General features: G+C 30.5%; 20 protein-coding genes, 1 pseudogene and 2 riboswitches. Of the genes and pseudogenes, 5 read left to right on the top strand and 16 right to left on the bottom strand.

Features of this window, described 5'->3' with window-relative positions; all coding sequences use genetic code 11:
• Nucleotides 1-18: 18 nt before the first annotated feature.
• On the top strand, nucleotides 19-477 hold the full coding sequence (locus BS62_RS01370; RefSeq protein ID WP_496489441.1) for a hypothetical protein: 459 nt from the start codon (nucleotides 19-21) through the stop codon (nucleotides 475-477).
• A 107-nt stretch (nucleotides 478-584) separates the two neighbouring features.
• Here the strand turns inward: BS62_RS01370 and BS62_RS01365 are convergent, their stop codons facing one another.
• The gene (locus tag BS62_RS01365) at nucleotides 585-956 is read right to left on the bottom strand and encodes a NifB/NifX family molybdenum-iron cluster-binding protein (protein ID WP_496489440.1); all 372 of its coding nucleotides are present in this window, start codon (nucleotides 954-956) and stop codon (nucleotides 585-587) included.
• 179 nt (nucleotides 957-1,135) lie between these two features.
• On the opposite strand from BS62_RS01365, the gene BS62_RS01360 reads away from it, so the two are divergent.
• Nucleotides 1,136-1,606: a hypothetical protein gene (locus BS62_RS01360; RefSeq protein ID WP_496489439.1), complete on the top strand. Its 471-nt coding sequence runs from the start codon at nucleotides 1,136-1,138 to the stop codon at nucleotides 1,604-1,606.
• Between the two features lie 120 nt (nucleotides 1,607-1,726).
• Here BS62_RS01360 and BS62_RS01355 read toward each other — a convergent pair whose 3' ends face one another.
• The 4 genes from BS62_RS01355 to BS62_RS01340 form a co-directional block, all read right to left on the bottom strand.
• A complete protein-coding gene (locus BS62_RS01355; RefSeq protein WP_496489438.1) occupies nucleotides 1,727-3,058 on the bottom strand; it encodes a Na+/H+ antiporter NhaC family protein in 1,332 nt (443 codons plus the stop codon).
• Nucleotides 3,059-3,165: 107 nt separating this feature from the next.
• A riboswitch (SAM riboswitch) is annotated at nucleotides 3,166-3,277 on the bottom strand.
• Between the two features lie 102 nt (nucleotides 3,278-3,379).
• Nucleotides 3,380-4,096, bottom strand: coding sequence for a DUF434 domain-containing protein (locus BS62_RS01350; protein WP_496489437.1), 717 nt, complete (start codon nucleotides 4,094-4,096; stop codon nucleotides 3,380-3,382).
• 149 nt (nucleotides 4,097-4,245) lie between these two features.
• The gene (locus tag BS62_RS01345; protein WP_496489436.1) at nucleotides 4,246-4,947 is read right to left on the bottom strand and encodes an ATP-binding cassette domain-containing protein; all 702 of its coding nucleotides are present in this window, start codon (nucleotides 4,945-4,947) and stop codon (nucleotides 4,246-4,248) included.
• Nucleotides 4,948-5,114: 167 nt separating this feature from the next.
• Nucleotides 5,115-5,501, bottom strand: a complete 387-nt coding sequence (locus BS62_RS01340) for a (deoxy)nucleoside triphosphate pyrophosphohydrolase (protein WP_496489435.1) — start codon at nucleotides 5,499-5,501, stop codon at nucleotides 5,115-5,117.
• A gap of 55 nt (nucleotides 5,502-5,556) precedes the next feature.
• Between BS62_RS01340 and BS62_RS01335 the strand changes: the two genes are divergently transcribed.
• A complete protein-coding gene (locus tag BS62_RS01335) occupies nucleotides 5,557-5,919 on the top strand; it encodes a hypothetical protein (RefSeq protein ID WP_496489434.1) in 363 nt (120 codons plus the stop codon).
• 39 nt (nucleotides 5,920-5,958) lie between these two features.
• On the opposite strand, the gene BS62_RS01330 is transcribed toward BS62_RS01335, so the two are convergent.
• Entirely contained in the window at nucleotides 5,959-6,603 is a 645-nt protein-coding gene (locus BS62_RS01330) for a hypothetical protein (RefSeq protein WP_496489433.1), read from the bottom strand.
• A gap of 17 nt (nucleotides 6,604-6,620) precedes the next feature.
• Nucleotides 6,621-9,098: pseudogene (locus tag BS62_RS01325) on the bottom strand (heavy metal translocating P-type ATPase).
• Between the two features lie 192 nt (nucleotides 9,099-9,290).
• Here BS62_RS01325 and BS62_RS01320 point away from each other — a divergent pair.
• Together BS62_RS01320 and BS62_RS01315 are read left to right on the top strand one after the other, a co-directional pair.
• Nucleotides 9,291-9,461, top strand: coding sequence for a hypothetical protein (locus tag BS62_RS01320; protein WP_496489432.1), 171 nt, complete (start codon nucleotides 9,291-9,293; stop codon nucleotides 9,459-9,461).
• Between the two features lie 214 nt (nucleotides 9,462-9,675).
• Entirely contained in the window at nucleotides 9,676-10,746 is a 1,071-nt protein-coding gene (locus BS62_RS01315; RefSeq protein WP_496489431.1) for a peptidoglycan-binding protein, read from the top strand.
• 50 nt (nucleotides 10,747-10,796) lie between these two features.
• On the opposite strand, the gene BS62_RS01310 is transcribed toward BS62_RS01315, so the two are convergent.
• From BS62_RS01310 to BS62_RS01270, 9 genes are all read right to left on the bottom strand, one after another.
• Complete coding sequence (locus BS62_RS01310; protein WP_496489430.1) at nucleotides 10,797-13,109, bottom strand: xanthine dehydrogenase family protein molybdopterin-binding subunit; 2,313 nt, start codon at nucleotides 13,107-13,109, stop codon at nucleotides 10,797-10,799.
• Between the two features lie 2 nt (nucleotides 13,110-13,111).
• On the bottom strand, nucleotides 13,112-13,561 hold the full coding sequence (locus BS62_RS01305) for a (2Fe-2S)-binding protein (RefSeq protein WP_496489429.1): 450 nt from the start codon (nucleotides 13,559-13,561) through the stop codon (nucleotides 13,112-13,114).
• Nucleotides 13,552-14,349: an FAD binding domain-containing protein gene (locus BS62_RS01300; RefSeq protein WP_496489428.1), complete on the bottom strand. Its 798-nt coding sequence runs from the start codon at nucleotides 14,347-14,349 to the stop codon at nucleotides 13,552-13,554. Before BS62_RS01300 ends, BS62_RS01305 begins: the two co-directional genes overlap by 10 nt.
• A gap of 30 nt (nucleotides 14,350-14,379) precedes the next feature.
• On the bottom strand, nucleotides 14,380-15,711 hold the full coding sequence (locus BS62_RS01295; RefSeq protein ID WP_496489427.1) for a uracil-xanthine permease family protein: 1,332 nt from the start codon (nucleotides 15,709-15,711) through the stop codon (nucleotides 14,380-14,382).
• A gap of 198 nt (nucleotides 15,712-15,909) precedes the next feature.
• Nucleotides 15,910-16,011: riboswitch (purine riboswitch) on the bottom strand.
• Nucleotides 16,012-16,337: 326 nt separating this feature from the next.
• The gene (locus BS62_RS01290; RefSeq protein ID WP_496489426.1) at nucleotides 16,338-18,104 is read right to left on the bottom strand and encodes a DUF4153 domain-containing protein; all 1,767 of its coding nucleotides are present in this window, start codon (nucleotides 18,102-18,104) and stop codon (nucleotides 16,338-16,340) included.
• A 141-nt stretch (nucleotides 18,105-18,245) separates the two neighbouring features.
• On the bottom strand, nucleotides 18,246-18,494 hold the full coding sequence (locus BS62_RS01285; RefSeq protein ID WP_496489425.1) for a MafI family immunity protein: 249 nt from the start codon (nucleotides 18,492-18,494) through the stop codon (nucleotides 18,246-18,248).
• Between the two features lie 234 nt (nucleotides 18,495-18,728).
• A complete protein-coding gene (locus BS62_RS01280) occupies nucleotides 18,729-19,562 on the bottom strand; it encodes a thermonuclease family protein (RefSeq protein WP_496489424.1) in 834 nt (277 codons plus the stop codon).
• Nucleotides 19,563-19,740: 178 nt separating this feature from the next.
• Nucleotides 19,741-21,114 (bottom strand): APC family permease, encoded by a 1,374-nt coding sequence (locus BS62_RS01275; protein WP_496489423.1) that lies wholly within the window; start codon nucleotides 21,112-21,114, stop codon nucleotides 19,741-19,743.
• A gap of 284 nt (nucleotides 21,115-21,398) precedes the next feature.
• Nucleotides 21,399-22,733, bottom strand: coding sequence for an APC family permease (locus BS62_RS01270; protein WP_496489422.1), 1,335 nt, complete (start codon nucleotides 22,731-22,733; stop codon nucleotides 21,399-21,401).
• Between the last annotated feature and the right edge of the window lie 125 nt (nucleotides 22,734-22,858).

The raw sequence follows: 22,858 nt of genomic DNA, 5'->3' as shown, positions 1-22,858 counted from the left end.
AAGAGAAGGTGAATTTTTATGATTTCTAAAAATAAATATATGTATTTTGCCTTAGTTATTTTAATAATTATGATTACAATAAGCTTTAACTATAAAAATATATATTCAGTAGAGAGTCCTGACGAACAAGAATACAAAGGATATGTAGTTCAATTTATTACTGATTTAAACAAACTCAGAAATCAGTACCCTGTGGTATTTAAGCCTGATATAAAGTATTTATCAGATAATACAATTGCCATACAAAAAAGATTAGAATATCTAAAAACATTTAATTTTTCTGATGATAAAGTACCTGAAAAATACAGAGAAACTCATAATAAGTTAAAAGAAACACTGGCAATATATGAAGATGCTTTTAACAGTATACTCTTGGCAACAGCTAGTGGAGATACTAAATTAATCAGTGAAAACCTTGAAAAATTACGTACTGCAGATAAAGCAATGATTGAAATTGAAAATGTTTTTTTGAGATAAGAGCATTGAAAATTAATTCAATGCTCTTGCTAATATATAATATGAATTGTATAGGCTATATAAAAGGCCCCTAGTTAGCTATTAACTGGGACCTTTCATTTTATTTATTAATGATGGTGATGATGATCTCCATGATGTTCTCCATTATGGTTACATACAATGTCTTTTGATTCTAATGTTCCATTTATAAATTCATTTAAAATACTTTTATATTCTCCAGAAGCTCCTTTTATTACTTCTATTCCTGCATTATCAAGGGCATCTAAAGCCCCTTGTCCTATTCCTCCCACTATTGCTACTTTAACATTATTACTTATTAGCATTTTGGCTAATGCTCCATGTTGATGTGTAAATTCTGCAGTTGAAACCTCTTTTATTTCTTTAATTTCTTTATTATCTATAGTAGCAATAATAAAGCTTGTACTTCTTCCAAAATGTTGATTAACCCTAGTTTCGTTATTTGGTATAGCGACTATCATAAGTGTTACCTCCTAAAGTTATATTTTAGATATATAATTTTATTTATAATATACTTCCAATCATTAAATTTGTAAAAATAGTAATATACAAATATTAAACTTACCAAAATAGTACTTATATATTTATGTTTTGGAGATACTAAATTATATAAATATTTTATAAGGTAAAGGTGTTGAAAATGAATAAAAAATTTATATATTCTATTATTGTAATAGCATTAGTATATTCCTTTGGATTTATGTATCAAAATACAAAGTCTACAACCACATTTAATTTAGTTAACCAAGAAGTAGATTATAAACAATTTGCACAAAACTGGTTAAAGGAACACCAAAGGATTGTTGATGAATGTCCTATAGAGCCTGTAGGTCAAAATGTAGATAATATTCAAAGAGAATATGTTAAATTAAAAGAAGTTCGAAAAGTTTTAGAATCTTATATATATGATGAAACCCTAGTTCCAAAGGAATATAAAGAACTTCATACCAAATTACAAGATTCTGTTATCAATTGTCTGTATGGAGTTGACCAATTAATGGATGGTTTACTACATTCAGATAGTAAACTAATTAAATCAGGCAAAGACGCACTACTTGAATCATATACAAAAATAGCTGAAGTTAGAAAAGAATTAGAAAAAGTAGATTAAGCAGACAGAATAATATCTGTTAGTTTATTTTTAAAATATACCCTTGAATATAGCATTATAAACATTTATATAAAAATTAAAGTGCAAAGATTTCTCTTTGCACTTTAAAATAACTTATGTTTAATTATTCACTACCTTTGCTTTTATACTTATTTCTTTCTTATCTTTTAAATTTGGATAGCCAAATACTATTGCAAGTATTCCAAAAACTCCCATAAGTGCAGGGTAATGTAAGTATTGTAGTATTGCAATAGGTGATATAGACGCTAAGCCCGCTGCTGCTAAAACTTGTGCTCCATGAGGGATAATTCCTTGCCAGCAAGAAGAGAATATATCTAATATACTTGCTGATCTTTTTGGATCTATATCATATTGATCTGCTATATCTTTTGCCAAAGGCCCTGCCATTACAATAGAAATAGTATTGTTAGCAGTACATAGGTCTATTATACTTACAAGAGCAGCAATTCCAAACTCTGCTCCTTTTTTACTTTTAATTCTACTAGTTATAAAATAAAGTAAAAAGTCAATTCCACCATTAAACTTGATAAGCTCTACAATTCCTCCTACAACCATAGCTATTAAAGCTAGATCTTCCATTCCCATCATACCTTGTGAAGCCGCACTTAAAAAACCATAAAAATCAAACGATTTAGAAGCTATTCCAACAATACCTGCAAATATAACTCCACCACCAAGTAATACTAACACATTTACTCCAACTAAAGCTGCAACTAGTACTGCTAAGTAAGGTAATACCTTAACTATATCATAAGAATAATTCCCGCCTACAATTCCGTTATATCCCGATGTCATAACTGTAAGAATAACAGCAGTAATTATAGCTGCTGGAAGAACTATTATAAAGTTAACTCTAAACTTATCTTTCATTTCACATCCTTGAGTTCTTGCTGCCGCAATTGTTGTATCAGAAATCATCGATAGGTTATCACCAAACATGCCTCCACCGACAACTGCACCTAGTACTAGAGCTAATGGTATACCAGTCTTCTCTGCAATACCAATTCCAATAGGGGCTAGAGCAACTATTGTACCCATAGATGTTCCCATTGATAAAGATATAAAACATGCTATAGCAAATAATCCTGATATCAAAAGATTAGGAGGTAATACTGATAAACTTAAATTTACTGTTGAATCTACTCCACCCATTTCTTTTGCTACGTTTCCAAATGCACCTGCTAATATAAATATAATACACATAAGTATTATATTTGACTCACCTGCACCTTTACAAAATATGTCTATTTTCTTTGCGATACTTACTTTTTTATTTAATAAAAGAGCAGATGCTGCAGATATTAAAAATGCTACAAGTACAGGCATTTTATAAAAATCCTTTGCTATAATTCCTGTTCCAATAAATAAAAGTAAAAATATTCCTAACGGTAATAACGCTAATGGATTGCCTTTTTTGATGCTATTTTTCATTCTGACGTTCCTCCTTGATGACCTATCATTTTTCATACTAAAAAAGGCCTTCTCTAGATGAATAGAGAAGACCTTAAAGTTGCACACATAATGAGACTGCAGTCTTCTTCTCATCTTTCAGAACAAATTGTTCTGCTGGAATTGGCACCTTTTCAAACATATTGTTTGATGGTTGCCGAGACTTCGTAGGGCCATTCCCTCAGTCTCTCTGGATAAGAAGTTCAATATTTAATTTTCGCGATAGATTTATAATATATTAATATCAATATGTTGTCAACAATATATTATATGACTTTTTAAAATAATATTTTAATTTATATATTATTCTTGAAAATTTATAATCCAGGAATTATCTATATAATTTTCAACAATTTCACTTGATAAATTAAACCAACTCTTGCACTCATCAAGTATTATAGAATCTCCAGTTACAACTCTTTCCATTTTAGAAAGTATAGGGTCGGCATTTGGAACTAGTTCCACCTCAACTGGAATTTTCCATTCATATGAGTGTTCTAATATCTTACTTTTTAACCTTCCTGAGTTTGATACGGGTGCATCGAGAAAAAATTTAATCTCAGGAACTTTAAATTTGTTGAAGGTTTTGCCAATAAGTTTTAATGCTTCATCAGTTTTATCTATAATCCTATAAGTTCCTCTTAAACCTGCTAGATCCCTTAAAACCCCATCATTTCCCCTTATAAGTAAACTTTCAGAAAGCGCCACTTCGAGAGTTATTATCAAGTTAAATCCATCTATGTATAAACAACCATCTTTATAAGAATCAAGTGAAAGTATAGTTGATTTTCTTTTTTCATACTGAAGTTTGGATGATGTTGCCCTTTTCAGTGCAGTTCTCTGTCTTGCAGTAAATTGGTAATGTCCACCTACTAAGTCTATTATTGAGCTCATTTTGTAACCTCTATCTAATAGCCACCCAACTTCTTGCTGTGCAATCTTAAGTTTTTCAATAGATTCTTTACAAAACCATTTGTAATCCTCTGCATCAAAGCCTCTTCTTATTGTTTTTTGTGACAATCTTATTTCACCTCACATTTTCTAATTACCTTTATTTTTTCACTTATTAGTAACTATATATACAACTTTTTATAGGATTTATTATTGAATATGAAAAAGGAAGCTAGTACTAGCTTCCTTTATAAAATGTTATATTTTTAACAGTTAAGTTATATATTATATTCTTCTTTAGATGTCAATTTCTCATAGTTATCTAATATATTCTGTTTATTTCCTGTCATAACTATTTTCCCATTATGTATATAACTAACCGTATCAGCTATTTTATATACATCATCAGTTTTATCCGATAATAGTAGTGCGCAGCATTCTTCCTCTTTTACAACTAGTTTTATCCTTTGTAATATATGATTTTTAACTAATGGATTAATATCCGATGGTATTTTATCTAATATTAAAAGTTTAGGATGATGGCTTATAGATAATATCAGTTGAAATTTGACTAGATTTACCCTCGATAGATTTTCTATCTTCTTAGATAAATCGAAATCAAACTCATCTATTAAAGCTGAAAATAAAATATCATCCCAATTTTCATAGGACTTTTTTATATCTTTATAAAAATCAATGCACTTTATATCTTTACATATAGATAAATTTTCTGAAATATATCCTATGTATTGTTTAATCTGTTCATTATTCTTTTTTTGATTTATACCATCTATATAAATCTTTCCTGAATTATATTTTACTAGTCCTAGTATTGACTCTATAATTTTACTTTTTCCAGATCCCTTTGGACCCAAAAGCGATAGAATCTGCCCCTTATTTATAGTTAAATTTATATTTTCAATATTAAATTTACTACCTACAATAGATAAACCCTCGATGTCTAATATACAATGACTCAATTTTATACTACCCCCTATTGAACTTCATTTTAATTAGATTACATACTATTTTACACTGTATATCTATTATCTCCTTTTGGCCTTGATATTTCAAGTATTTATGAAAATTCAATCCAAAAAATACTATTTCTAAATAATAAAAAATATTATTTAAAAATAGTATTTTACTAATTTTCATTCATTAATTTAAATGCAAAATATTTATCTGCAGGAGTTAATTCATAATTTGTCAATTCATCTTTACTTACCCATTTATATTCATCATGGTCAGTTAGAGTTATATCTCCATTTATTACTATACATTTGAACCCTATAAGTTTTATTGATTTATCTTGTTGGTCTGAAATTGTTTCTCCAAAATATTTTAATATTTGTATATCTATACCCATTTCTTCTTTTAATTCTCTTATTGCTGTGTCTTCATAAGCTTCTCCTTTTTCTACTTTACCCCCTGGAAATTCCCAAAGGCCTCCATATTTTAGAGATACCTTACGTTTTGCTATTAGTATTTTATTTTCATTATTTATAATTATAGCAGCTACGACTTCTATCATATTTAGTCTCCTTTTATCACATAGGTTATTATTATAATATGAACAATAAACTATATTGCCACAAAAGTCCTTTTTTTATACATTTCACCTTTTTATCTTATATATATTTTATAGAACTTTCATAAGTTACTATGGGGTTCAAACAATTAAAATTACTGCTGATTATTATGGATATACTCCTAACTTAGTATATATTAAAAAGGATATACTAACTAGATTTATCATAGATGGAAAACAATTATCAGGATGTAATAATTCAATAATTATTCCTTCATTAAATATAGAAAAAGAGCTACAAGAAGGTGAAAATATAATAGAATTTACTCCTAATAATGTTACAAGTATAGATTATAGTTGTTGGATGGGTATTATTGGTGGTAGTATCGAAGTTATAGATGATTTACCTAGTTTAAAATAATTTGAATAAAAAATTCGCGACACTCAGGTCGCGAATTTTTTATTTTACTATATCAAATGGTTTTAATAACTTGTAATCCTCTCCTACTTTAGCATATGCCCATCCGTCTATTTTATTAGGATCTACTCCTGCTTTTATAAAAAGCTCTGGATTTAAAACAAATACTATATCTTTATCGTTTTTGTCCATATGGTATGCCCACTCAAATTTGTTTCCATTGTCTAAGTCTAAACCATAGTGATCTAGTTCATGATGATATCCAAGTATATCTCTATGGTTATCTATTATATAATTTAGTGTATCTACAGGCTTTTTATCATTACTTTCAAATTTTGTATCTCCTATATTTGAATCAATACTTATAGTTTTCTCTTTGTCATTGTATATATATGACTTAGGAAGTTTTGATACATCTAATCCACCATCTATAAATGGTTTACCGTCCATTTCTATAGCAAAATCTACATTGTCACTAAAGTCTTTACTTATATTAAACTTTGTTTTGTCAGGGGCTTCTATTACCCATCTATTGTCTTTATCATTTGAGTATACATTATTTTTATCTACCATTATATCAAAGGACTGTGCTCCATATTTAGCTACTACATCAGTTGATTTACAACCAACTAGTCCTATAGCCAAAGTTAATATAGATACACCTAATGCTAGTTTCTTAATTTTCATATTCTCACCTCAAATTCCTATTTATATGGCTTGAAACTTCTAAGTCTTAAGGCATTAGTTAAAACTGAAACTGAACTTAATGCCATTGCAGCTGCTGCAAATATTGGATTTAATTGTGGTCCTCCAAATATATGAAGTACCCCTGCTGCTATAGGTATACCTATAACATTGTATCCAAATGCCCAGAATAGATTTTGCTTTATATTTCTTATTGTACTTTTACTTAGTTTGATGGCTGTCGGAACATCCATTAAATCACTTCTCATAAGAACTATGTCAGCTGATTCCATTGCAACATCAGTACCAGAACCTATTGCTATACCAATGTCAGCTTGTGCAAGTGCTGGCGCATCGTTTATTCCATCTCCAACCATGGCTACTTTCTTACCTTCTGATTGAAGCTTTTTAACTTCATTTGCCTTATCTTGTGGAAGAACTTCTGCAAGTACTCTATCTATTCCAACTTGTTTTGCTATTGCATTTGCGGTCTTTTTATTATCTCCTGTTATCATAGCAACTTCTATGCCCATTTCATGTAGTTTTTGTATAGCTTTGGCACTACTTTCTTTCACAACATCTGCAACCGCTATTATACCTGCTAGTCTGTTGTCTACTGCTATATACATAGGAGTCTTACCTTCTTCAGCCAATCTGTCTGAATCACTTTCTAAATCTTCTAATGATATACCTCTATCTAACATTAATTTTCTATTTCCTAATAATATTACACTATTTTCTATTTCAACTTCTATACCATGACCTGGTATCGCTTTAAATTTATCTACCTTAAGAATTGGTAAATTTTCTTTTTCTCCAGCTCTAACTATTGCCTCACCAAGTGGATGTTCTGATCCTTTTTCTGCGCTTGCTGCAATTTTTAATAAAGTGTTTTTGTCTACAACATCAGTTACTACTATATCTGTAACCTCAGGTTTTCCTTCAGTTATAGTACCTGTTTTATCAAATACTATAGTGTTTATTTTATGAGCACTTTCAAGTGCTTCTCCACCTTTAATTAAAACACCATATTCTGCACCTTTACCTGTACCAACCATTATTGCTGTTGGAGTTGCAAGGCCTAGTGCACAAGGACAAGCTATAACCAATACTGCTATAAATATTGTAAGTGAAAATACTAAAGTTTCTCCGCTAAAATACCAAGCTATACCTGATAAAGCAGCTATCCCAAATACTATAGGAACAAAATAACCTGATACTATATCTGCCATTTGAGCTATAGGTGCTTTTGATCCTTGGGCATCTTCAACAAGTTTTATAATTTGCGAAAGTGCTGTATCGCTTCCTACTTTTGTAGCTCTAAATTTTATAGATCCATTTTTATTTATACTTGCACCTATTACCTTATCACCTGAATTTTTTTCAACAGGTATACTTTCTCCCGTTAACATTGATTCATCTACTGATGTGTGACCTTCTATAACTTCACCATCAACAGGTATCTTAGTACCTGGTTTTACTAGTATTATATCTCCTACTTCAACTTCTTCTATAGGTATTTCTATTTCTTTGTCATCTTTTATTATTATTGCTGTTTTAGGTGCTAGACCCATAAGTTTCTTTATAGCTTCACTTGTTCTTCCCTTTGAAACTGCCTCAAGTGATTTTCCAAGTAATATTAAAGTTATTATTATACCTGCTGTTTCAAAATACATATTATCAACAGCTATAAATTCTCCAATAGATATTCTATATACTGAGTATAAGCTATATATTACAGCTGCTGAAGTACCCATCGCCACTAACGAGTCCATATTAGGACTTTTATTCAATATTCCTTTTGTTCCACTTGTATAAAACTTATTTCCCGCTATAATTATAGGGATTGTTAAAAATATCTGTGTTAATGCGAAATTCATTGGATACATCATTGGCTCTATAATAGTAGGTACTGGAAATTCTGGAAATGGTGGCTTTAACATAGGACCCATAGCTATATAAAATAAAGGTATTGCAAATATAGCCGATATTATAAACTTAGTCCATAGAGTTTTTATTTCTTTTTCTTTTCTTAATTTATCTTCATCTACAGAACTTTTGTTTTCTATTTCTAATGGTTTATATCCAGCTTTTTCTATTGCCATTTTTATTTCTGAAATCCTTACTTTACCTGGGTTATAGCCTATAGATGCTTTTTCTGTTGCCATATTAACAGATACATTTTCTATACCATCTAGTTTTTTTACTACTCTTTCTACAGCCTTAGCACAAGCTGCACATGTCATACCGCCAATAGGGATTATAACTTCTTTGGCTTTAACTTCTTCTAAAACTCCGTATCCTGCCTTTTCTATTGCACTTTTTATAGCTTCATAAGTAGTTTTTGTACTATCATATTTTATATTTAATTTCTCAGTAGCTGCATTAACATTCGCTTCTACTGTTCCTTCTAGTTTTCTTACTGCCCTCTCGACAGCTTTAGCACAAGCTGCTCAGGTCATTCCCGTTACATTTATTGTTTGTTCTTTTATATTCATAATCAACCCTCCTATATATTTATAATATACCCTTATAGGGTATATGTAAACTATTTTTTTACATTAAAAGAATATTACTATATTATGTGTTTTTTATGAAGAAAAAGTATAGTAACAATTTTTTATTTATCTTCATATTATAACTTAGAAGGTTAGCAAATCTTCAAAAACTTACATCTATGGAGGTATATTATGGCAAACTTTTTTAGTGAATTCGATGGTTGGTGGATAATAGTATTATTCTTTTTATTCTTAGTATTCCAAGATACTTTGGATGAAATATGTTTATCTGATTGGATACCATTCTTAATATTAATATTAATATTACTATGTGTTGATGACGATTCCTTCAATCACTGTTAATATCGTAAAAAAGCCAGTATTTTTATACTGGCTTTTTCCATTGATTTGCTATTTATCAATAACCTGGAAAAATATACATACTCTTATATTATTGAAAGTTTTTTCTTCAAATGTTACAATATGGTTACAGAGGGGTTACAAAAACCAACAATTTTCTTGGTTTATTTTTTTTGCCTATTTACATAACCGTTCAAATACAGGAGGAGAATTTTTTATGAAAATATCTAGAAAAACTTTTTACATATTAGCACTGTCGAGCATGATAACTTTTTCTAATGTAAGCATGGCATCGGCACATGATTTCAAGTTAAATTTATATAAGTATGGAATGAGCCATAGTGATGTAAATGTTATTCAAAACAAATTAAAAGAAAATGGATACTTAAATATCTCTAAAACAACTAATTACTATGGTAGTGCAACTAAAAGTTCTATAATAAAATTCCAAAAGGCATCAGGACTTAGCGCTGATGGAATAGCTGGGAAGAATACGTTAGGTAAGCTATTTGTAAGTTCGACTCAAACTAATTCAGCACCTGTAACTGAAGTGACTACTACTACTGATTTAAATATACAAAAACAAACTAAGGCAAACCTGAATATGAGATCTGGCGCTACTACAAGCTCTAGTGTAATACTTACTATACCTAAGGGAAGTAAAGTAGATGTAATGTCTCAAAGCGGAAATTGGTCTTATGTAGAATATAACGGAAAGAAAGGACATGTTTCTAACTCTTACTTAATATCAGTAACTGAAGGTACTAGTCCTGCAAATAACGACGCTCCAAATAGAGGAACTAATGTATCTAGAGAAAGTGTAACTGCCATTGATTGGTCAATTGCTCAAAATGAAGTTCCAAGGGGAGCAACTTTCGTTGTAGAAGATTACAAAACAGGAATAACTTTTAATATGAAAAGAACCTATGGAACAAACCATGCTGATATTGAATCTTTGACAAAAGAAGATACTCAAAAAATAAAACAGGTATGGGGTAGCTTTAGTTGGACAAGAAGACCAGTTATTGTACATATAGATAATAAGCAGATCATAGCATCTATGAGCGCTATGCCTCATGCAGGTAGAGATGACAAGCCAGCTAATGTAACTGTAAGCAATAGAAGTAATGGCTATGGATCAGGATTAAATCTTGATACTGTAAAAGGAAATGGAATGGATGGTCACGTTGACTTACATTTCCTAAATTCACGTACGCACGGAACTAAGGTAAAAGACACTGCACATCAAAACAATATAAAAGAATTGATGAAGATATTTTCTCGTTAATTTACATACCTAATGTATAAAAAATTGCCACTAAATTTAGTGGCAATTTTTTATATTACATAAATAGCTTCAGTTGGCTCTTTAAAGCTTTCTAGATTATTCATAGCCATAAGTATCTTTTCAGGTGTTATTGGTAAGGTATTTATATTAACTCCTACTGCATTATAAACAGCATGTGCTATAGCTGGTGGTGGAGTATTTACAACAATTTCTCCTATGGACTTGGCACCAAATGGGCCTGTTGGTTCAAAACTCTCTTCAAAATCCACTATTATATTTCCAACATCTTTTCTACAAGGTATTTTATATTGCATAAAAGTGTCGCTATCTAACTTACCTTTATAATTAAACTTAATATCTTCATACATAGCCATTCCTATACCTTGAACTATCCCTCCTTCTGCTTGTATTCTCGCTAAGTTTTTGTTTATAACTGTTCCACAGTCTATTACAGCAACATAATCTATTAGTTCTATTTTCCCAGTTTCCTTGTCAAGTTCAATTTCAACAAATCCTGCAATAAATGGAGGTGGTGAAACAGGACTTCCATGGGTTGCATTTCCAACTAGCTGCGAATTTTGTGGTCCTACAATAGATGTTATTGCAATTTCTTTAGTTGATATACTATTTTCATTGTTTATATCTATTACTAAACCTTCACTAAAATCAACTTTATTATTAGATAATTCTAATAGATTTGCTCCAGCTTCTACAATTTTCTCCTTTAATTCTTCACACGCCTTTACTACTGCCATTCCTGTAACATAAGTAGTACTTGAAGCATATGAACCTGGATCGTATGGTGATATATCTGTATCAGCTGCAACAACTGTTATATTATCCATTGTTGTTTCTAAAACTTCACATGCCATTTGAGCAAGAATTGTATCACTTCCTGTGCCCATATCTGTAGAACCTATAAGTAATGTATATGTTCCATCATCATTTAATCTTATTTGTGCTGAAGCTGTGTCTATTCCAGCTATACCTGACCCTTGCATAGTAATAGCCATTCCCACTGATTTAACTTTGTTTGGAGCTACTTCTCTACTAGGATATTTATTGTCCCATCCTATAAGTTCTTTTCCTCTTTTTATACATTTATCTAATGTAGAACTATTTATATTTTTATTATAAGCAACAGAAGTTTCACCTTCTTTTATAAGGTTCTTTTCTCTTAATTTTATAGGATCAATACCTAATTTTGATGCTAACTTATTAACTGCTGATTCTACCGCAAAACATCCTTGTGTTGCTCCATATCCTCTAAATGCTCCCGATGGTGTTTTGTTAGTATAAACAACGTGACCCATAAATTTATAGGCATTTAATTTATTGTATAATGGAAGAGTTTTTTCTCCAACCAATCCAAATGTTGTAGATGCATGTTCCCCATATGCCCCAGTATCAGATAAAGCATACATATCCACTGCTTTTATATTACCTTCCTTATCTGAACCAATTTTAACTTTTATTTTCATAGGGTGCCTACTTGTGGTAGAACTAAAAGTTTCTTTTCTAGTATATATAAGCTTTGCAGGCTTGCCAGTTTTTAGTGTAACAATAGCTGTAAATATTTCAACACAGGCAGTCTGTTTTCCTCCAAACCCCCCACCAATTCTAGGTTTTATAACCCTTATTTTACTTGCAGGTATATCAAGAGCACGAGATAAGTGCCTTCTAACGTGAAAAGGTATTTGAGTAGAACTTACTACAACCAATCTTCCCATATGATCTAGATAATTGTAAGCTCTGTAGGTCTCCATCATACAATGAGCTTGAGCTTGAGTTTCATAAGTTTCTTCAATTACTACATCACATTTATTTATTTCTTCTTCTATATTTCCCTTTTCGCTTTTATGAGTAGATACTATATTTTTTTCTTTATCCATACCTATATCAAAGTTACAATGTAAGTCTTCACTATGAATTATTGTTTTATGTCCTATAGCTGTATCTGAGTCTAGTACAGGTTCATAAATTTCATAATTCACTTTAATCATATTCATAGCTTTAGTTGCTATTTTTTCATCTATAGCTGCGATTATTGCAACTTCATCTCCTACATATCTAACTATTTCATCTAATATTAATCTGTCATAGGGTGATGGTTCTGGATAACTTTGTCCAGCCAATGTAAATCTAGTATTAGGAACATCTTTATATGTAAGTATACATTCAACACCTTCAAGTTTTTCCGCCCTTGAAGTATCTATAGATTTTATTTTTGCAAATGCATGAGGACTTCTTAAAATTTTTACAACTAATGCATCTGTACTAGACAAATCATCTGTATATACCGGCTTTCCTGTAGCTATAGCCATTCCATCTATTTTAGATATACTCTTACCAACTATATTCATAACTACTCTACCCCCAGATATTTTTTCACTGCTCTTAGTTGTCCCATATATCCTGTACATCTACATAGATTCCCATTTAAATAGTGAATTATATCTTCTTCATTAGGATTTATAAGTTCATTTTTCATCGCAAGTACAGTCATTATAAATCCTGGACTACAAAATCCACATTGCTCTGCTCCTTCTTTTACTAAAACATCTGCAAATTCTGAAGCCTCATTTTGTAACCCTTCTATAGTAGTTATTTCTTTTTTATCAGCTCTTATGGCAAGTGTAGCACAAGATAATGTCGGTTTTTTATCTATCCATACAGTACAAAGTCCACAACAACCTGTATCACACCCTCTTTTAACACTTAAGTTACCTTCTTTTCTGAGTACATCTACTAGGTAATCATCACCATTAACTTCTAATTTAATATTTTTTTTATTTAATATTAATTCTATTTGCATTGTAGCACCTCCACAATGGCTCTTTTTATAAGGGCTTTAGATATAACCTTGCGATAATTTTCACTTGCTCTCATATTACTTCCAAAGGTTAATTCTTCACATGCTATTTGAGCTGTTTCTTCTATTGTTTCATCACTTATTTCTTCACTTGAAATAAACTCACATGCATTAATTGCAACACTAGCTCTTCTTGGTCGAGCCCCTAAAACTATTTTCCAATTACTATCTATTTTAGAAACAGATACATTTAATATTGCATAATCGCTTGCTGAATTCCTCATAGAGGCGTATACAGATTTTCTATTATTTTTCTTTATGTACACTTTAGTTAATATGTCTTTTTCATAGGGCTTTTCTAAAAATTCTTCTAATGTCATTCTACCGCCGTTATAAAGTTCTACCTCTGTATCTAGTGATAATAATGCCGTTAATAAATCTGAAAATCCATATTTTGAAAATACACTAGCTCCAACAGTTACTACATTTCTAAATTGAACCCCTATTATATCTCTCACACATTTTGATAATACTCCATTAAAATTTCTATTTAAAATAGTACTTATTTCTATATCTCTAAAAGTAGTCATAGCTCCTATTTCTATACAATTTTCATCTTCTTTTATATAATTTAAATTAAGCTTTGATAATTCAATTGCAGTTCCTATTTTCTTACAACCCAGTCTTAAATAGGCAGACCCTCCAATTACTGTATTGCTCTTTCTTTTAATTAATATCTCATAAGCTTCTTTTATACTTTGAGGTTGGACTATATCTAATACTGTAAACATTTATATTCCCCCTTGGTATTTTTTCATTTATTAAAAATTTGCTACATCCTTAAGTTCTTGTTTTTTATCTTTTGGTAATATTATGTTAAGAACTATAGCTATTAAAGCTACTAAAACTATTCCAGATTCGCCAAATACTAATTGGATTATGTGAGGCATTTTTTCTAGTGCGCCAGGTACTTGACTAAGTCCTACACCTACTCCTAAAGACAGGGCAACTATAACACTATTTCTTTCTCCTAAAGGTTCGCTCATTATAAGGTTTATCCCACTTATAGATATCATACCAAACATCATTACTGCAGCTCCACCAAGTACACTTGGAGGCATTAGTGCAACTATAGTACCGAGTTTTGGAAATATACCAGCTAAAATTAAGAATACTCCACCTATTGCAACTACAAATCTATTTATAACCTTTGTCATAGCAATAATTCCTGCATTTTGACCAAAACATGTATTCGGTGGTACATTAAATATTGCACCTATAATACTATCTACTGCATCTGCTATTATTCCACCAGAAATCTCTTTTGCACTAGGTTCTCGATCAGCTCCACCCTTTGTTATTGCTGATATATTACCTATACTTTCAAGTGCTGAAACTATGTATAAAAATGCCATAGGAAGTATCGCATCTAAATGAAATTCAAACCCATATCTAAATGGTGTAGGAATAGATATCCAAGAAGCCATCATAACTTCCGAAAAATCTATTTTACCCATTGGTATTGCAACGATATAACCTACTAAAAGCCCTATAAGTATTGAAGATATACTAGTTAATCCCTTTGTATATTGCTTGAAAAATATTATAGTGACTAAAACTATAGTTCCTAATAATAAATTTGATGGCGATCCAAAATCAGAAGAACCTACCCCTCCAGCAAAATAATTAATTCCTACTGGCAAAAGTGATAAACCTATAGATAAAACTACCGTCCCTGTAACTAATGGCGGCAAGAATTTTTTGAGATGTTTTAGGCTTACTCCAACTGCTATTTGTACAATTGCAGCAACTAACGATGCCCCAAGTATTCCTTCCATACCATATTTAGCTCCTATAACTAAACTTGTTGGAACAAATGCAAAACTTGTTCCCATAACTATCGGTAGTCTAGCTCCTATTGGCCCTATAGGATAACATTGAATTAATGTTGCAACTCCAGCTACAAACATAGCACATTGAATCAAGAAAGTTTTCTCTACAACTGGTAAATTAAGTGCACTAGATATTATAATTAGTGGTGCTACATTTCCTACAAACATTGCAAGTACATGTTGAATTCCAAGTGGTATTGCTGTTTTTAATGGCGGTATACCATCTAACTTATATACCGAGTTTTGAGATTTTTCATTCATTCGATTACCTCCAAAAGTTTATTTTATTTACATTAACTATATTTTTTAATTTTTTGTTCGTGTATTTTCAAAGTTATATTTACATAAAAAAAGACCTATATAATAATTTTCTATAAGCAAAATTATTATATAGGTCTTTAATATCTATTTAATAAACTTTAAGTCCAACAAACCTAAAATTCTGTCAAATAGACAATTTCCTATGATAATCTTGCTCATAGTCAGTACATTTACGGTGTACCGGTAGAAACGTTCAGTCCATATCACTGAGTATATATGAGCATATATAATTTTTGATGTATCTTGTATACTAATCTATCAAAACATTCGTGTTTTGTCAACATCTTTGTAAAAAAAATAACCTTGCCTATAAAGCATAAGCAAGGTTACTGTCTTTTATTTTTATATTTTTCTTCTAATTCTTTAAGATATTTTTTCAGTTCTGAAAATTTTCCTTTGAATATTATTGGCTCTTTTATATCTGATACTTTAACAGTATACATATTTTCACCCCTTTAGCTTGTACTTTTTTATATTAAAGTATATTACCAAAGTGTAAAAAATATACATAGTTAATTATATAATTTAAAAAGCAAGAGCACATTACATTGTACTCTTGCTTTTTATTATTTGAATTTTATAAAAGTATAAAACTCCGCTGATTCAAGATTTACTTCATCAGTAGATCTATTTTCAAAGCCACTTAAGTTTTTAAAAACAACTTGGATTTTGATTTCTTTATTTTCATCTTTGAATGCCATTTCTTCTTCTTTAAGTCTTTCTTTATCTGTAGCTTTTCCTTTATTTTTATTGTGAATATTTGATACAACTTTTTCTAAGTTAGTTTTATAAAGAATTTTTTCTTTATTTTTAATAATAAGCTCTTTTTCTTTGTGGTCATAGGCAATATTATAATCTCCATTTGATTGTTGGAAACTTTCAGAGCTATATATCTCATATGTTGTAAAATAATCAAAATCTTTAATATCAACTAAACTTTCTCGTCTCTCTAAGAAATAGTTAAAATACTCTCTACTTTGATCAAATCCTAGACCATCATCTTTTAAATCAAATCCAAATAGATTTTTCATATCGCTAATTTCAAAATCTGCTGGCAGATATTTTATATCTTCTAAGTCATGGTAATGGTTGAAGTATGAAATTATCCCACTAACTTGAACTTGATCTGCTTGTGAAAATTCATCCTCTGAATTTTTTATATTTCCAGATTGGTCAATCATATCATATCGTTTTACTATTTCCTCAAATCGTTTATTTTGACTACTCTTTGAAACTGAATAAGCGCTCCAAGGACCTGTAACAGTTAAAACAGCTACAATAGCCAAAGATATAGTTACAAAAATATTAATAATATCTTTCTTAACTGAATAGTAAATCATGACTCCAGTTACCCATAACCCCACTATCAATACAAAATATCTGTTTTCTGTTATTCCATAAGCATTAATTCTTATTGCAATGGCAACAAACATCATTGCAAGCAATGGAAGAATAGCCTTTGGGAAAATATTAATAAATGACTTTATCCATTGACTTTTTTTCCTTAATGGATATATGAAAAAAAGAACAATAGTGCTTACAATGGAATACCATAAAACTAAATTACCTATAATCCCTTGTGGTAACTGTCTCGTTATTACAATTTTTCCGAAATAAACATATAAAATTATCGTATATACTGAAATTAGCGGAAGTATAATAAATTGTAGTAAAATACTTAATACTTTCGGATAACTCTCAGGCAAAACTTCTTCTTCTCTTCTTGGAACATCAGCTAAGAAAAATGCCGGAGCAAAAATCCCCGCTACAATAAGGGCCATATCAGCAAAAACCTCACCTGGTATATCTGCGTTAAATAGTAAGTTTATAGTTACTAAAATAGCAACTATACCTAAATAAAGAACTATAGAATATACATAAGTTGTAACAAATCTAGTAAATAATTTAATTACATAAAGTTCATAATTTGTTTTTTTGCGAAAATATGGGATAATACTAAAAAGCATATAAAGAGCAATAGTATATGCAACATATCTTGTCATTGTTACCATTTCTTGATTTTTTAAGAACAAGAAATAATAGACACTCAATACTACCATAACTGCTATATGAGATAAAATTTTAACTGGTGTCTTAACATGAACATTTCTTTCTAAAAAAACATGTAAAGACAAGCTTAGTGGAATACCCAATGCTAATGCCATAGATACACGAGTATAAATATCCCTTGATTTTTCAAGATTAAAATCTAAGTGGTTCATAAAAATAAGAACCCCCACCATTAACGTTGCAAATAACAGTGTCACAGGGAAACGCTTAAAGCTGTGGGATAACTTGTTTGCTAAAACATTAATTTTTGTAACAATTTTCATAATTTTCACTCCCCTCTACATTTATTATATCACAATGGAAGAAGCTACCTTTGTTGTATTTTTAAGTAAACATTTCTATTCTCTAGCTTATTCAAAAAATTAATACCTTATGTATTCCTTAGTTAAACTTGGATTATATTATTACATAATCAGAAATTCTAAATCGTCCCATATCCACTGTTCTGTATCTAGTTCTTCTGCTATTCTTTTTATTAGTTCATAAGTTTCTTTAGAAATAAACACCCTCTCTTCATTTATTCTAGAACATAAATGTTTTAATGCTAATTCGTAATCCTTAGATTCTAAAAATCTTTTAGCTATACTTATATCTTCAAATGATAATATATGTATCTGACTTAATAAATTAATAATTTTTTTATCTATATCCATATTTTTACGCTCCCTTATTACCAAAAATTCGCTTCGTTCATGTCGCCAACGACCAGATGGAACCTTGCCCAAATATATCAGTTGGATATTATCATTTTTACCCAAAATTTTTATAGTTAAATCTTTTTTGTACTTCTATTATTTTACTCTAAATACATTTATCTATATCAATTAATTAACAAATATTTATATTATAAAACAATAAGAGAGCTTAAATATAGCTCTCTTATTACTCTAATCTTCATATCCACACAAACTCAAACCAGAATTTATAGCTTCTTGTTTTGGTTTTTCAAATATTTTACTTGCCTTAGCTAATCCTCTACAATCTTTATCTAAGTGATACTTGCTGCCAGTTTTTGTTGTATATACCGAATTCTTAACATTATTAGAACTACTACTTAAAGGGCTATCTTCATATACACTCATATCGTATTTATCGCCTTTATTAGTAGCATAACCTTCTTTTTCCCATATGTTTAGTTTATTGTACTTAACACTTTCTTCAGCCTTTTTCAAGATATCTAAGTGTTTTTTACTATCATATACATATGCGACTTTAGATAACGACGCTAATATTATTTCTTTATTGTACAACTTTAGTTGTCCATTTTTTTCATACCAAACGTACCCTAGAAGTCTATTATACTTATCTCTATCTTCTACATCTGGCTCTATATAAACAGTTTTATTGTTTAATTCTTCATAAGCAAAATTTGAAGCTTCAAGTCCAAATTTTTCATTTTTTTCAGGTGTATTTATAAGAAGTATTCTTATTGATTCTACATCGCCATTTTCAAATTTAACTTTTATAGTGTCACCATCTATTGAATCTATAACTGTACCTTTTCTACTATTCTCAGGAACACTAAAAATTTTAGTTGTTTCTTCTATCTCTTCCGTTTTTTCTATTTCTTCATTTTCTATTGTATTTTCATCGTCAGTAATATTACTAATAACTGTGTCTTGTTCGTCGTATGTGTATATATCATCACTTGAACAAGCTGTTAAATTCAATCCGAACATTACAATTAATGAAAACAACAAGCCCTTTGCCTTTGATGTCATGTTTCTTCCCCCTTGTAGATACTACGGTTGCTATTGTTGTTATTATATTATATAAATAAATATATAAATTAGTTAAAACTTTATATTATATATTTAGTATACCATTTTATGTAATATTAGTCACCTAACATACCATTGAAAAAGAGCCCTGGCATAAGCCAAGGCCCTAATTTGTGTATTAAGCATTTTTCCTTTTCATATATGTATAAAGAGGTAATCCTAAGAATGTTATAAGTAATCCTAATATGGCATTTTTAGGTTGAGTCATTAACGTGTTTATAACTACATACCCTCCACCTACTATAGCTACTAGTGGAGTTATTGGATATAATGGTATTTTGTATGGTCTAACTAAGTTTGGTTGATCTTTTCTTAATTTAATAACACCAAAGAAAGTCATTATAAAGAATAACCATATTACGAATACTGTTAAATCTGTTAAGAAGTCAAACTTTCCTGATAAAGCGTAAACTGATGCTAATATAGCCATAAACCAAGTAGCATTAGCAGGAACTAAATTATTATTTAATTTAGAAAACCAATTACTTGCTGGTAACATTTTTTCACTAGCTAAAGTATAAGGCATTCTTGCTCCTGTTAATATAAATCCATTTAATGCTCCAAATACCGATACTAATATACCTACAGCTATTATTTTACCACCAACTGGTCCAAATATAGCAGTAGCAACTGCTGCAGCAGGAGTTTGTGTCATCATTAATTCATTAGCTGGCATAACCCATAAATAAGCTATATTTACAATTAAGTATACTGCCATAACCAATGATAAACCTCCAACTATAGCTCTCGGTAAATCTTTGCCAGGGTTTTTCATTTCACCAGCTATAGCACCAACATTCATCCAACCTTCAAAAGCAAATAATACCGCTATTAAAGCTTGACCTAATGCTGTTCCTATAGATACACCATCCCCAACCATTGGAGACATTACAGGGTTACCATTACCATTAATAAATCCAAATATAGCTATTAAAGCAAGTGGTATTAATTTACCTGCAGTAGCTAATGTTTGTATAGCACCACCTGTTTTTGAACCTAATGTATTTAAAAATGACAATAATACTATAGCCGCTATAGCTATTCCTACTTTTGCACCCATATTGTCTACGCCTAGCCCTAATAATCCAGCTGCTTGAGTACCAAATATAACTGCAAGTGCTGCACACATTCCAGGGAAATATAAAACAGTTTGCATCCAACCTGTTAAAAACCCCCATTTTTCTCCGTATATCTCTTTTAAATAAACCATCATACCGCCAGTTTTTGGTATTGCTGCAGATACCTCAGCTGCGGTAAGACCAGCAGCTATCGTTATAAATCCACCAACTATCCAAGCTAATATCCCTACCCCCGGCGCTCCAGCTGTAGCATTGTAAATAGCGTAAGGTTTAAAAAACACCCCTGAACCTATGACCATTCCAACAACTGTAGATATAGCAGTGGCAAACCCTAATGTCTTTTTTAACTCTTGATTACTTGTTTGTGTGTTTAATTTTTCTTTTACGCCTAGCGTATTTGCTCTTGTGCTCATTTAATAGCCCCCTGACATTATAATAATTATAATTGCGATTATAATTCCCCGCTTTCTTATACCCCCTTCCCAAGAAAACGTTATCCATAGATTTATTTAGATTCTACCACGGTATGATTTAATCTGCAATGATTATTTACAGAATTTTTTATAAATATAGAATTTTGAATGTTGTAGTTAAATAAATGTCAAACAACATAAAAAAATTCGCTACTCTCATATTGGCATATAACATAATTGCAATTAAAAAAGCCTTGGTATATACCAAGGCTTTTAATTATATATTAAGCATTTTTCTTTTTCATATACGAGTAAACAGGTAGTCCTAAAGCTGTTATTACTAGTCCTGCTATAGCATTTACAGGTTGAGACATTAATGTATTTATAACTACATATGTTCCACCTATTATAGCTATTGCTGGAGTTATTGGATATAATGGTATTTTATATGGTCTTACTAAGTTTGGTTGATCTTTTCTTAATTTTATAACACCTACGAAAGTCATTATATAGAATATCCATATTATAAATACAGTTAAATCTGTTAATAAGTCAAATTTTCCTGTTAAAGCATATATTGAAGATAATATAGCTATGAACCATGTAGCGTTTGCTGGAGATCCACCTTCATTTACCTTAGATAACCAGTTGCTTCCCGGTAACATTTTTGCAACAGCTAAAGTGTAAGGAGATCTTGGTCCTGTTAATAAATATCCATTTAATGCACCAAATACTGATATTAATATACCTACAGCTATTATTTTACCACCAATTGGTCCAAATATAGCTGTAGCAACAGCTGCAGCTGGAGTTTCTGTCATCATTAATTGATCAGCTGGCATAACCCATAAATAAGCTAAGTTTATAAGTATATATACTGCCATAACTAATGATAAACCACCAACTATAGCTTTTGGTAAGTCTTTACCTGGGTTTTTCATTTCTCCAGCTATAGCACCAACGTTTATCCATCCATCATAAGCAAATAATGTAGCTATTAACGCTGAACCAAGTGCTGTACCTACACTAACACTTTCTCCAACTATTGGAGACATTATAGGGTTACCAGTACCTTTAATAAATCCGAATATTATTATTAAAGCAAGTGGTATTAACTTACCTGCAGTAGCTATTGTTTGAATAGTACCACCCATTTTTGAACCTAAAGTATTTAAGAATGATATTAGAAGTATAGTTATTATAGCTACTCCTATTTTTAATCCCATATTATTTGTATCTAATCCTACTAATGTAACTACTTGAGTTGCAAATATAACCGCAAGAGCAGCAGTTGTTCCAGGGAAGAATAAAGCTGTTTGCATCCAACCTGTTAAGAATCCCCATTTTTCTCCGTATATTTCTTTTAAATAAGTCATCATACCGCCAGTTTTTGGTATTGCTGCAGCTACTTCAGCAGCAGTAAGACCAGCAGTTATTGTTATAATACCACCTATTATCCAGGCTATCATTCCTAATCCTGGTGCTCCTCCTGTAGCATTATACATAGCATAAGGTTTAAAGAATACCCCTGAACCTATAACCATACCTACAACTGTAGATAATGCTGCGGCAAAACCTAACGTTTTTTGTAAGCCTTGAGTACTTGTCTTTGTGCTCATTTTAAGCCCTCCTATTTGTTATTATTTTAATTATGATTGCACGTATAAAATTTTCGTTTTATACATTTTATCCTAGAAAACGATGTCTTTCGACATATTTTGATTTTATCACGTTGTTATATAAT

The sequence above is a fragment of the Sporacetigenium mesophilum DSM 16796 genome (assembly GCF_059569055.1).
This window is presented reverse-complemented; position numbering and strand designations above follow the sequence as displayed.

What these genes read in the sequence shown, in the direction of transcription:
- BS62_RS01320 (WP_496489432.1), top strand. Translation starts at nt 9,291, where the DNA reads ATGGCAAACTTTTTTAGTGAATTCGATGGTTGGTGGATAATAGTATTA.
- BS62_RS01300 (WP_496489428.1), bottom strand. Translation starts at nt 14,349, where the DNA reads ATGTTTACAGTATTAGATATAGTCCAACCTCAAAGTATAAAAGAAGCT.
- BS62_RS01295 (WP_496489427.1), bottom strand. Translation starts at nt 15,711, where the DNA reads ATGAATGAAAAATCTCAAAACTCGGTATATAAGTTAGATGGTATACCG.
- BS62_RS01280 (WP_496489424.1), bottom strand. Translation starts at nt 19,562, where the DNA reads ATGACATCAAAGGCAAAGGGCTTGTTGTTTTCATTAATTGTAATGTTC.
- BS62_RS01290 (WP_496489426.1), bottom strand. Translation starts at nt 18,104, where the DNA reads ATGAAAATTGTTACAAAAATTAATGTTTTAGCAAACAAGTTATCCCAC.
- BS62_RS01330 (WP_496489433.1), bottom strand. Translation starts at nt 6,603, where the DNA reads ATGAAAATTAAGAAACTAGCATTAGGTGTATCTATATTAACTTTGGCT.
- BS62_RS01310 (WP_496489430.1), bottom strand. Translation starts at nt 13,109, where the DNA reads ATGAATATAGTTGGTAAGAGTATATCTAAAATAGATGGAATGGCTATA.
- BS62_RS01340 (WP_496489435.1), bottom strand. Translation starts at nt 5,501, where the DNA reads ATGATAGAAGTCGTAGCTGCTATAATTATAAATAATGAAAATAAAATA.
- BS62_RS01315 (WP_496489431.1), top strand. Translation starts at nt 9,676, where the DNA reads ATGAAAATATCTAGAAAAACTTTTTACATATTAGCACTGTCGAGCATG.
- BS62_RS01305 (WP_496489429.1), bottom strand. Translation starts at nt 13,561, where the DNA reads ATGCAAATAGAATTAATATTAAATAAAAAAAATATTAAATTAGAAGTT.
- BS62_RS01270 (WP_496489422.1), bottom strand. Translation starts at nt 22,733, where the DNA reads ATGAGCACAAAGACAAGTACTCAAGGCTTACAAAAAACGTTAGGTTTT.
- BS62_RS01365 (WP_496489440.1), bottom strand. Translation starts at nt 956, where the DNA reads ATGATAGTCGCTATACCAAATAACGAAACTAGGGTTAATCAACATTTT.
- BS62_RS01285 (WP_496489425.1), bottom strand. Translation starts at nt 18,494, where the DNA reads ATGGATATAGATAAAAAAATTATTAATTTATTAAGTCAGATACATATA.
- BS62_RS01370 (WP_496489441.1), top strand. Translation starts at nt 19, where the DNA reads ATGATTTCTAAAAATAAATATATGTATTTTGCCTTAGTTATTTTAATA.
- BS62_RS01360 (WP_496489439.1), top strand. Translation starts at nt 1,136, where the DNA reads ATGAATAAAAAATTTATATATTCTATTATTGTAATAGCATTAGTATAT.
- BS62_RS01275 (WP_496489423.1), bottom strand. Translation starts at nt 21,114, where the DNA reads ATGAGCACAAGAGCAAATACGCTAGGCGTAAAAGAAAAATTAAACACA.
- BS62_RS01355 (WP_496489438.1), bottom strand. Translation starts at nt 3,058, where the DNA reads ATGAAAAATAGCATCAAAAAAGGCAATCCATTAGCGTTATTACCGTTA.